The organism is Natronococcus sp. JC468, assembly GCF_012163165.1.
GTDB classification, from domain to species: Archaea; Halobacteriota; Halobacteria; order Halobacteriales; family Natrialbaceae; genus Natronococcus; species Natronococcus jeotgali.
Genome location: NZ_JAAVUO010000027.1, coordinates 36,802 through 47,597, shown reverse-complemented (window position 1 = coordinate 47,597; position 10,796 = coordinate 36,802). Strand labels below are relative to the sequence as shown.

Annotated in this window: 9 protein-coding genes; 4 read left to right on the top strand and 5 right to left on the bottom strand. The window is 66.3% G+C overall.

Translation table 11 applies throughout. The annotated features are described in order from the left end of the window. Nucleotides 1-357 precede the first annotated feature (357 nt). A complete protein-coding gene (gene tbsP, locus GWG54_RS14840; protein WP_167938514.1) occupies nt 358-1,176 on the bottom strand; it encodes a transcriptional regulator TbsP in 819 nt (272 codons plus the stop codon). A gap of 365 nt (nt 1,177-1,541) precedes the next feature. Continuing rightward, on the bottom strand, nt 1,542-3,629 hold the full coding sequence (locus GWG54_RS14835; protein ID WP_167938513.1) for a hypothetical protein: 2,088 nt from the start codon (nt 3,627-3,629) through the stop codon (nt 1,542-1,544). 139 nt (nt 3,630-3,768) lie between these two features. On the opposite strand from GWG54_RS14835, the gene glyA reads away from it, so the two are divergent. Both glyA and GWG54_RS14825 read left to right on the top strand, forming a co-directional pair. Beyond that, entirely contained in the window at nt 3,769-5,016 is a 1,248-nt protein-coding gene (gene glyA, locus GWG54_RS14830) for a serine hydroxymethyltransferase (protein WP_167938512.1), read from the top strand. 213 nt (nt 5,017-5,229) lie between these two features. After that, the gene (locus tag GWG54_RS14825; protein ID WP_167938511.1) at nt 5,230-6,123 is read left to right on the top strand and encodes a bifunctional methylenetetrahydrofolate dehydrogenase/methenyltetrahydrofolate cyclohydrolase; all 894 of its coding nucleotides are present in this window, start codon (nt 5,230-5,232) and stop codon (nt 6,121-6,123) included. Between the two features lie 32 nt (nt 6,124-6,155). Here GWG54_RS14825 and GWG54_RS14820 read toward each other — a convergent pair whose 3' ends face one another. The 3 genes from GWG54_RS14820 to GWG54_RS14810 all read right to left on the bottom strand — a co-directional run bounded on the left by GWG54_RS14820 (nt 6,156) and on the right by GWG54_RS14810 (nt 9,427). After that, complete coding sequence (locus GWG54_RS14820) at nt 6,156-6,506, bottom strand: PqqD family protein (RefSeq protein WP_167938510.1); 351 nt, start codon at nt 6,504-6,506, stop codon at nt 6,156-6,158. A 14-nt stretch (nt 6,507-6,520) separates the two neighbouring features. Then, nucleotides 6,521-8,491: an OPT family oligopeptide transporter gene (locus GWG54_RS14815; protein ID WP_167938509.1), complete on the bottom strand. Its 1,971-nt coding sequence runs from the start codon at nt 8,489-8,491 to the stop codon at nt 6,521-6,523. Between the two features lie 225 nt (nt 8,492-8,716). Next, nucleotides 8,717-9,427 carry a TFIIB-type zinc ribbon-containing protein gene (locus GWG54_RS14810; RefSeq protein WP_167938508.1) on the bottom strand — a complete coding sequence of 237 codons (711 nt, stop codon included), beginning with the start codon at nt 9,425-9,427 and terminating at the stop codon, nt 8,717-8,719. Nucleotides 9,428-9,665: 238 nt separating this feature from the next. On the opposite strand from GWG54_RS14810, the gene GWG54_RS14805 reads away from it, so the two are divergent. Beyond that, a complete protein-coding gene (locus GWG54_RS14805) occupies nt 9,666-9,812 on the top strand; it encodes a hypothetical protein (protein WP_167938507.1) in 147 nt (48 codons plus the stop codon). Between the two features lie 699 nt (nt 9,813-10,511). After that, nucleotides 10,512-10,787, top strand: a complete 276-nt coding sequence (locus tag GWG54_RS14800; protein WP_008425896.1) for a PadR family transcriptional regulator — start codon at nt 10,512-10,514, stop codon at nt 10,785-10,787. Nucleotides 10,788-10,796: the final 9 nt, after the last annotated feature.

The following is a 10,796-nucleotide window of genomic DNA, read 5'->3' as shown; positions in this document are numbered from 1 at the left end:
TTTCTTCGCTTGAGCCATCGGCTGAGTTTCGCTAGCGATTGGATTGAGACGTTCCTTCCAGATGTTCAAAGGTTGCGCTGATCACTCTTCGGCGAGCGCGCGACTCGGGGAAGGGCAGGCAGACTCCCGGCACTCACCGCGAGCGAACCCGAAGGGTGAGCGAGCGGGCCGACGACTGACTCGGAGTGAGTGAAACGAACGAAGAGAAAGGAGGAGTGCTTTTGATCAACCCTGAGCGGGAGCGAAGCTCCCGCGAGGTCCAAAAGAGCTGCGCTCTTTTGAGGATTTTACCGAGGGACAGCGCGCTGGCGGCAGCTCTGCTGCCGTCAGCGTGCAAGACCGCAGAGTAAAAGGTTGTTAGTTGAGAATCGACTGCGCCACGGTCGCGAGCTGGCCGTTGTCGGCCTCGGTGAGTCGCTCGTCGCCGATCTTCAGGCGCAGGCGCGGGCGGCCGACGTCGATGGGAACCTTCTCAGTGTCGATCAGGCCCATGTCCTCGAGCTTGGTCTTCGTGCGGCTAAAGGTCGCCTTGCTGGCGATGCCGACGTCCTCGCCCCACTTGCTGATGTCGTACAGCAGCGCCTCGTTCTTGGCGGCCACGAGCAGCGAGATCGTCACCTCGTCGAGCCCGTCGCCGTCGCCGCGGGCGGTCTCGAGCGAGTCGAGGATGGCGCTGAAGTCCTCCTGGGCGTCGGGGCTGATCTCGTCGGAGAGCGTGTTCTGTACGTCCGAAATCGGCGGCGTCCGGAGGTTGTACTCCGTGGCGTCCTCCCAGCGGATCGCGTACGCGTCGTGGGTGTCCGCGACGAAGCTCTCGTCGTCGGTGACCAGCCCGCCGACGCGGTCGTTGGCGTGGACGATGGCGACGACGCTGTCTTCCGTGACGAGCAGGGAGTTCTCGGGCGCCTCCTCGAGCGAGCGCAGCGAGAGCGACCCCTGGCTGACGAGGTCGGCGGCGTTCGAGGCGACGATGAAGTCGTCCATGACGTCTTTGAGCGTGCGCTCGTCGGCGAGCATGTGTACCGACGGGAGCTCGCCGTCGAAGGCGGTCGCGACGGAGACGAACTCCTCGATGGCCTCGCGCGAGGGGTTGACCATGTAGACGTCACCGCTCGCGTCTTCGAGGACCGATTCGAGGATATCGTCAATCTGGTGATTGAGTAAATTCGAGGTCATGCCAATACAGAAGTAAACGAGGTACAGTTACTTAATTTTGGTGGCCGTTTTTCCGGCAGAACCGCCGCGTTCCGTTCGATCGCCCGGCGTGAACGCGAGCCCGCCGGCGGGTTCTGCCGCCTCGAGCCATATTAAATTCTATAATTTATGACATCACATTAATAGTATAGCTCACCTTGTGTCTACTTATCTTTGAAATTACGACAAAACTTATGTTGGGGTTCTGGTATTGTAGGGTTGCATGGGTGCAATTGGTGACCTGATCGACTCGGTGCAGGTGTGTGTGGAACAGCGACTTCGAACGGATCCGGACCGACCGCTCTTCCGGACCAGCGCTATCAGTACGTACAGCGGCCCCTAGCCGCTCAGACGAACCGCGACCACAGTTCGCCGGACCAGTAGATATCGCCGTCGTAGATGACCGACGACCCCGTACTCTTCAGCAGCGACACGAGTTCGGTCCGTTCGATCGTAAAACTCGACTCGTTCCCGCAGAGGTAGGCGTACTCGCTGTCGGCCGTGTGGGGCACGTAGTACGATCCCGTCGCGCGGGTCGAATAGCAGTCGAAGGTAACCAGGTAGCGGTCGTCCTCGAGTTCCTCGAGGGTGATCGTCGTCGGCAAGCGACTCTCGCTTTGGGTGAGCGAGTGGGTACCGTCGCCGACGACGGCGTAGTCCTTGCCCATCATGATCCGGCGGCGAGCGAGTCGGAGCGCGCGCTCGATGCTGAACCCGTGGACGAGCAGCCTGGCGAACGTCGAACCGACCTTGATGGCGTGGTCGTTCAGCACCTTCCGGAACGTCACCGCGCCCGCGACGCTGCCCTTCTCGATCAGTTCCATCCCCTCGTAGTAGGAGCCACAGGCGTTGAGGAAGAACGTCTGTGCGGAACTCCGATCCAGGCTCGAGGCCGAGAGCATCCCGTCGGTGCAACGCAGGCCGTCGGTCTCGCAGTGACCGATGTAGTGGACGAAGTCGTAGTCGCTCTCGAAGACGGCGGCGAGTTCGTTTCGCGTCAGCCCCTCTTCGACGGTGACGTCCATCCGGACCTCGTTCGATCGCTGTCGGTAAATCTCGGCGACGTCGTCGTGTTCGCCGGCCATGTCGGGGTCGTTCAGGACGACGCAGATCGACGTCGCCTCGCTCGAGCGCTCGAGGTACGACAGCCGGTTGTGGTAGGCCGCGGCGGTCGATTTGAAGACGTCGATCGGCACGCCGTCGGCGAGCCAGCCGTGGGCCCGCGCGTCCCGCAGGTCCGGTTTGACGATGTCGACCGACGCGACCTGCCCCGAGTGGGCTCCGCCCGGCGAGCCGTTTCCACCCCGGTAGAAGTCTGTCAGCGAGCGCTCGATTAGCTCCTGACCCTCGAGTTCGGAGGTCCGCGGCGTGTAGAGGAGGCTCATCCGATCGAGCAGGAACGGGAGCGTCTCGGCGGTCTCGTACTCCGGGGTGACGTACGTCGCGAGGTGCCACTCCGGGAGTCGGTGTTCGATCGCGTCGAAGGGGGTCTCGAGGTAGGCCGCGAGCCGGGTCGCCGGCGTCGCCTCGTACAGCCGCTCGGCGTCGAACTCCAGCGCGTCGAGCAGACCCGCCTCGGCGAGTTGCGTTCCGTACGGACCGGCGTTGCGGACCAGACAGTCCAGAAAGAACGTCTTCCGGAGGAGTCGTTCCACGTTGCGCTCGAGGCCGGGCATCGGCGACAGCTCCGTTTCGACGCCCTCCTCGGGAACCCGGAGTCGAGGGCGCGTTCCGACGCCGTCGGCGCCGTTCGTCGTTCGCACCGTCGCCTGGAGGTGGTACGCGAGCGGGGCGGTGACGTACAGCGACTCGTAGCAGGGTGGAACGACGAGTTCGATCCCGCTGTCCCGGCGCTCCGAGCGGATGGCGTCCGGAATCTCGAGGTCGTCGCCGAACTCGATCAGCGGCGGATGGCCCCGGAGCGTCGGGTAGGTGCGGTCGGGGCTGGCGGTCTTGTACGACGAGGAGAGATACGAGATGGCCGACGCGACGTCGGCCGGCGAGTCGGAGACGGTGATCGTCCCCGCGGGGCGTTCGTGGCGGCTCCTGAGTCCGACGACGACGCGAACCGGCTCCGGGAACGAGACGACGATCGACTCGAAGTCGTCGGTCTTTCGAATCGTCGCGCGCCCCGAGAACCGGAGGTAGCTCTTGATCTCCGTGTCGACGTCGATCACGTACTCGTCGGTCGGCAACGAGAGCGGTCGACCGCCGGGATCGAGCTCGTACCGGGCGCTCGAGCCGAGCGCGAACGCGTAGACGACCGCGTTCGGAAACCGGAGCTCGTCGGTCGTGACGGTAATCGTCTCGTCGACGGGACGCGGGAGCTCGCGCCCGGTACCGACGACCGAGAGATCGCTACCGACGACGGTGAGCTCGGCGTTGTCCGTGTCCATGACGTGGAGCGCGTCCCCGGCCATCGCCCACTCTATCATTCGATATACTGAATGCCCGCCCGATTAGTTAGGTGTATCGGACGTTCCTCTCCGCCCGAAACGTCTCCCCGGCTGAACGTATCGACCCGACTTGCCGTAGACGGGTACACTTATACGGAGTCCGAACCGCACACCAGACATGGATCACGAGCACGTCCGGGACGTCGATCCCGCCGTCGCCGACGCACTCGAGGGAGAGATCGACCGACAGCGCGATTCGCTCCAGATGATCGCCAGCGAGAACCACGTCAGCCGCGCCGTCCTCGACGCCCAGGGCAGCGCCCTCACCAACAAGTACGCCGAGGGCTACCCGGGCGCCCGGTACTACGGCGGCTGCGAGTACGCCGACGAGGTCGAGGAACTCGCCATCGAGCGCGCGACGGAACTGTTCGGAGCCGAGCACGTCAACGTCCAGCCCCACTCGGGCACCCAGGCCAACCAGGCCGTCTACTTCGCGATGCTCGAGCCCGGCGACAAGATCCTCTCGCTGGATCTGAACCACGGCGGCCACCTGAGCCACGGCCACCCCGCGAACTTCGTCGGCCAGCTCTACGAGGTCGAACAGTACGAGGTCGACCCGGAGACGGGGTATCTCGACTACGAGGGCCTGGCCGACCACGCCGCCGAGTTCGAGCCCGACGTCATCGTCTCGGGGTACTCGGCGTACCCCCGCGAGGTCGAGTGGGAGCGCATCCAGGAGGCCGCCGACGACGTCGGCGCCTACCACCTCGCCGACATCGCCCACATCACGGGCCTGGTCGCCGCGGGCGTCCACGAATCGCCCGTCGGCGTCGCCGACTTCGTCACCGGCAGCACCCACAAGACGATCCGCTCCGGACGGGGCGGGATCGTGATGTGCGACGAGGAGTACGCCGACGACATCGACGCCGCCGTCTTCCCCGGCGGACAGGGCGGCCCGCTGATGCACAACGTCGCCGGCAAGGCGGTCGGGTTCAAGGAAGCACTCCAGCCGGAGTTCGAGGAGTACGCCTCCCAGACCGTCGCGAACGCGAAGGCGCTTGGCGATCAGCTCTCCGAGCACGGGTTCTCGCTGGTCTCGGACGGGACCGACAACCACCTCGTGCTCGTCGACCTCCGGGAGAGCCACCCCGACACCAGCGGGGGCGACGCCGAGGAGGCCCTCGAGGACGCCGGGATCGTCCTCAACGGGAACACGGTGCCCGGCGAGACGCGCTCGCCGTTCGACCCCTCGGGGATCCGCGCCGGTACGCCCGGGCTGACGACCCGGGGATTCGACGAGGACGACTGCCGCGAGGTCGCCGACCTGATCGCCCGCGTGATCGACGCGCCCGACGACGAGGACGTCATCGCCGACGTTCGCGACGAGGTCGCGACGCTTTGCGAGGCGAACCCGCTCTACGAGTAGCGATCGATAGCGATCCGTTTCGGTAGCCGGCGACCGACAGGCCGCCGGCGCGCGCCTTTTCCGACCAGTTCCTGTACACCCGACCCCGTCGACGCGTTCGACGAGGGGCGCCGATCCTCGACCTGTCCACGGACGTGGGTATCGAGTTCCGTCCGCGGGCGGAGATGAGCACGAATCCGAGCGTTGATTACCCTCGCGGTCGCCTCCTCGAGTATGACCGAGATCATCGACGGGAAGGCGGTCGCGAGCCGGATCCGCGACGATCTGACGGAATCGATCGAGCGACTCGCGGATGCCGGCGCCCGGCCCGGGCTGGCGACGGTGCTGATGGGCGACGATCCCGCGAGCCAGACGTACGTGAACATGAAACAACGCGACTGCGAGGAGGTCGGCATCGAGAGCCACCACGTCGACGTCGACGGCGACGCCCCCGCCGAGGAACTGTACGACGCGATCGCCGATCTCAACGGGAACGACGACGTCCACGGCTACATCGTCCAGGCCCCGGTTCCCGACCACGTCGACTACCGCGATGTGATCCGCCGGGTCGATCCCGCGAAGGACGTCGACGGCTTCCACCCCGAGAACGTCGGTCGACTGGTCGCCGGCGACGCCCGGTTCCGTCCCTGCACGCCCCACGGCGTCCAGAAGCTGCTCGAGGCCGCCGGCGTCGAGACGGAGGGCGCGGACGTGACCATCGTCGGCCGCTCCGATATCGTCGGCAAGCCGCTGGCAAACCTGCTGATCCAGAAGGCTGACGACGGGAACGCGACGGTCACCGTCTGTCACTCCCGCACCGAGGACCTCGCCGAGAAGACCCGCGGCGCCGATATCGTCGTCGCGGCCGCGGGCGCGCCCGAGCTGGTCGACGGCTCGATGATCGGCGAGGGCGCGGTCGTGATCGACGTCGGCGTCAACCGCGTCGACGCCGACACCGAGAAGGGGTACGAGCTCGTCGGCGACGTCGAGTTCGAGAGCGCCAGAGAGCGGGCGAGCGCGATCACGCCCGTCCCCGGGGGGGTCGGGCCGATGACCCGCGCGATGTTGCTCTACAACACTGTCGAGGCCGCGAGCCTGCAGGAGGACGTGGCCGTCGACCTGCCCTGAGCTGCAGATTCGAGGCCGAGGAGAGACTCCCTTCAGCCGTCCTCGAATCGGATCAGGCCGCGCTCCTCGAGTTGCATGAGGAAGTACGCGAGCGTCTCGTCGACGGGTTCGACCCGGTCGGCGTCGTGCGCGTCGGCGACGATCGCGGCGATCTCCGATATCGTGTGGTCGCCATCGCAGTGACGCCAGACGGTCGCCCCGACGGAGTCCAGCGTCAGTTCGCGTTCCCTGCTCGTTCCGAAGAGGTCGAACAGGAACCGATCGAGCCGGTTTCGCGGCGTTTTCGTCCAGGTGATCTCGACCCGGGACTCGCCGTCGACGGTCGTCTCCCGCCAGTCGTCGTCGTCCCGCCGCGGAACCGCGCTCGGCGCGTGTCCGCCCATCGTCGGACGGTCGATCAGGCGCCCTCCGGCTCGGACGCGTTCCAGAGCACGCTCGCCGCGAACAGGCCCACGAGGACGGCGAGGGCGACGACGCCGAGCGTCGCCTGAGTCGCGCCGTCGAGTCCGAGCGGGAACGGGGCGCCCTCGGCGTTCCCGATCCCGCCGACGTAGAGCGCGCCGATGACGATCCCCATGATCGCCTCGCCGGTGATCAGCCCGGCCGCGACGATCCGCCCCCTCGAGGTCGTCCGTTCGGCGAGCGTTCCCTCCTCGTCGTCGCGTCGTTCGACGTACCGGTCGATCCCGGCCCGGAGCAGTCCCCCGAGGAAGATCGGCGTCGCGAGCGTGATCGGCAGGTAGATGCCCACCGCGAACGGGAGGACGGGGACGTCCATGAGGATCAGGACCAACGCGAAGACGGCGCCGATGAGGATCATTCCCCACTGGGCGGTGCCCGTGAGCACGCCCTCGGAAATCAGCGCCATCATCCCGGCCTGGGGCGCGGGAATGGTATCGCTCCCGATACCGTAGGCCTGGTCGAAAAAGGACAGGACCCAGCCCGCGAACAGCGCCGACAGCGCGATCCCGATCACCTGCGCGAGCTGTTGTTTTCGCGGCGTCGCGCCGAGGAGCTGGCCCGTCTTGAGGTCCTGGGAGGTGTCGCCCGCGACCGCCGCGGCGATCGCGACGACCGAGGCCGTCATCAACACGACGACGGGGTCGGTCGCGCCGACCGACCGCAGCGCCAGCGCGGCGATCAGGATCGTGGCCACGGCCATCCCGGAGACGGGATTCGAGGAGCTGCCAACGATCCCGACGAGGTACGCCGAGACGGCGACGAAGAGGAACGCCGCGATCACGGCGATGAACCCGCCGACGAGGCCGACCTGCACCTGAGGCACCGCGACCAGCGCGAGCGCGATCAGGACGGCGCCGACCACGACGACCTTCATCGGCAGGTCGCGCTGGGTCCGTTTCGCGTCGGCGGTCGCGGCCGCGCCGGAGCCGCCGATCTCCGCCGCGGCGGTCCCCAGCGCGTCGACGATGGTGCCCCGCATCGAGAGGATGGCGTAGAAGCCGCCGACGATCATCGCGCCCGCGCCGACGTAGCGGACGTACTCGTCCCAGACGGCGTCGGCCTGGGCCATCAGCGCCGCGTCGGCGGCCGACTCGGGGACGAACCCGCCGGTGATCAACAGCGGGATCAGCATCAGCCAGGCGACCAGCCCGCCGCCGAAGACGTAGCCGGCGATCCGCGGCCCGATGATGTAGCCGACGCCCAGCAGCGCGGGCGTGAAGTCGCCGCCGATGGCGAACCCGTCGGTCTCGCCGACCGAGAACGCCGTCTGGATCGTCGTCCGGAACGCGGCCATCCCGTTGGCCAGCCACATGTAGAGGAAGCTCACCAGAAAGCCGAAGGAGATGAGCTTCACGCCCTCGTCGCCGCGGGACCCGGCCTCGAGCACGTCCGCACAGGCGGTCCCCTCCGGGTAGGGGAGCTCCTCGTGGCGGTCGACGATGAGGTACCGGCGCATCGGGACCATGAAGAGAACTCCGAGCAGCCCGCCCAGAACCGCGACTACCGCGGTGTTGACGACGTCGATGGGCTGATCGAGGAAGGTAACCCCCGCGATGGTGAAGATGACGCCGGCCGCGAGCGCCTCGCCGGCGGAGGTCATCGTCTGGACGATGTTGTTCTCGAGGATCGTTCCGCCGATACCGACCCGTCGAAGGCCGTAGAAGACGCCCATACTGATAACCGCGGCCGGAATCGAGGCGCTGATGGTCATCCCCGAGCGCATCCCGAGGTACATGTTCGCCGTCAGCATCACGACGTTGAGCGCGAGCCCGATGAGCACCGCCTTGATCGTGAGCTCGGCGACGCTGCGTCCCGCGGGGACGTAGGGACTCGGCCCCGCCGCCGATTCGCTGGCTGTACGATCGTCGGTTCGTACCGCTCCGTCCTCAGATGGTCCGTGTGACATGATAGAGCCCAGTGGACGCTCCCGCGAGCCGCCGGCGCGGCGACGGTCGAGCGTCCCTGCGGTCGCTTCGACGCTAACCGGTCGCGGGTATAAATGCGGCAAGATCTACCCGGCCGTACACGATATGCTATCGTTTCACAAGTGATGTGGGTCGATCGAGTGGGTATGGGCGGGTCCGTTTCACGGCGTCGGAGGGCGACGCGACGGCGGCCGACCCCGAAGCGGTCACTCGAGCTCCTCGAGTCGCTCCTGGGCCCGGGCGAACGCCAGTTCGTCACCCCGCAGCCCGTTCGCGAGGTCGCGGGTCGCCTCGACCAGCCGCTCGGCCGTGTGCGCCTCGACGTCGCCGTCGAGCATCCGAACTCGTTTGACGTGCTCGCCCAGCGTCTCGAGGGCGCCGCGCTCGGCGCCGGTTAGCTCCCGGCTCTCGCTCCAGTCGCGGACGTCGCGTCGGTACTCTCGAACCGCGTTCGCGTAGGCGAGCCCGCGAGCGCCCCGTAGCGACGGCGGCACGTCCTCGGCGGGCGGACGCTCGCCCTCGTCGGCCCCCCGTAGCAGCGAGAGGAAGTACAGCTCCTCGCGGTCCTCCAGGTCGGTCGCGCGACCGACGACGTCGGCGACGTGGAGCAGTTCGATCGCGGCCAGGTAGTCGTCGTCGAGCTCGCGGAGGTTGCCGGCGTTGATGAACCCCCGCCGCCGAACGTACGCTTTCGTGCGGTCGCGTGCGCGTCTCGCGAGTTCGTCGGTCGACGCCTCGTCGATGGCGTTTCGGACGGGGGTGAGATCGAACTCGACGGCGAGGTCGGTGTGTTCGGTGCGCGCGTCGAGGCCGACGCTGCGGAGGCTCCCGCAGGCGGGACAGCCGACGCTGCCCGTCTCGTAGTACGACCACCTGGTTCCACACTCCTTGCACTCGCGTTCGCCCCTGACCTTCATGCTCGACGGTACGGGCGGGTCGGCAAAAAGTCCCGGCGGACCCCGGCAGCGAGACCGTCCGTCCGAGTGCGAACGGGCCCCGCCACCGAGCCGCAAGCGATCGATTGCCGACCGGAAAACCGCCACTTACTTTCGAAATCGAACGGCCCCGTGTCGGATCCGCGGCCCCGACGCCGCCAATCGCGGATTAGCGTCCGCCACGGCGACCTTTTTTGCGATCGGTCCGGTAGTGGTCGGCATGCGCGACGAAGAGGAAATCCGGGAGCAGTACGAGTTCCTCGAGGAGCACCTCGAGAGCGAGGAGATGCGCCACGACGGCGTCAGAGAGATGTTTACCTACTACAAGCGAGCCCTGGGGTGGGTGCTCGAGGAGGAACACATGTAACGTCCTCCCGCGACTGGCGTCGTTGCGTTCCCGTCACAGACGGGGGTCCCACGGGTTGGAGCGGTTCCACACTCGTCGAAGACGGTGGGGTCGTGCCATTCCGATCCCAGACCGAGATAGTGGGCTTTCTCCTCGACCACCGTGAACCGGGGGGCTCCGCCTCGGAGGAGACCGCTACTGTCGGAAACGCTTTCCGCGCACCGATCGCACGCGGCCGTCGCCTGGGACGGGTCGTGAGCTCCGATTGGACGTTCACTACCGTCTGTCGGCAGTACGAGGAGTCTTCCTGAACGGAACCTCTCGTCTCCCGATCGGTTTGCGACAAACTTAAGTATGGGGAACGGAATCTTTCGAGTGACGCTTCGCTTGGAGGGCCGAAGCGTCAGCGGGGACCAATTCAGGGCGGCAAGCGGCCGCGCGACATTTTTCCGTCGCGCGGCCTGCTTTCCTGTTTCCACAATCACCGTCTATCGACCGATACGTGTGCGTGTTCCAACCCTGCCCAAAACCGGTCGGTTCGAACTGGAGGCCAGACGACATGAAAGCGGAGTTACGATCCGTCTCCGATCTAAATCTCAAACAGGTTATCATTTGAAACTGGCCGAAACAGCTATCCTCGATGGTAATATCCCCGTTTCGGTCGAAACGACCCGATAGCCTTATTAAAATTCGACAGTAAGTAGGAGTGGTACTTTCCCAATGTACGACCTGACAGGATTCCAGCGCGATCTCCTCTACGTCATCGCCGGCGAGGAAGAACCACACGGGCTGGCCATCAAGGAGGAACTCGAGGAGTACTACGAGAAGGAGATCCACCACGGTCGGCTGTATCCCAACCTCGACACGCTCGTCGACAAGGGGCTCGTCGAGAAGGGGAGCCGCGACCGTCGGACCAACTTCTACACGCTCACCCGTCGCGGTCGCCGGGAGCTCGAGGCGCGCCGGGAGTGGGAAGCGCAGTACGTCGATCTGTAAGGCGCGCTG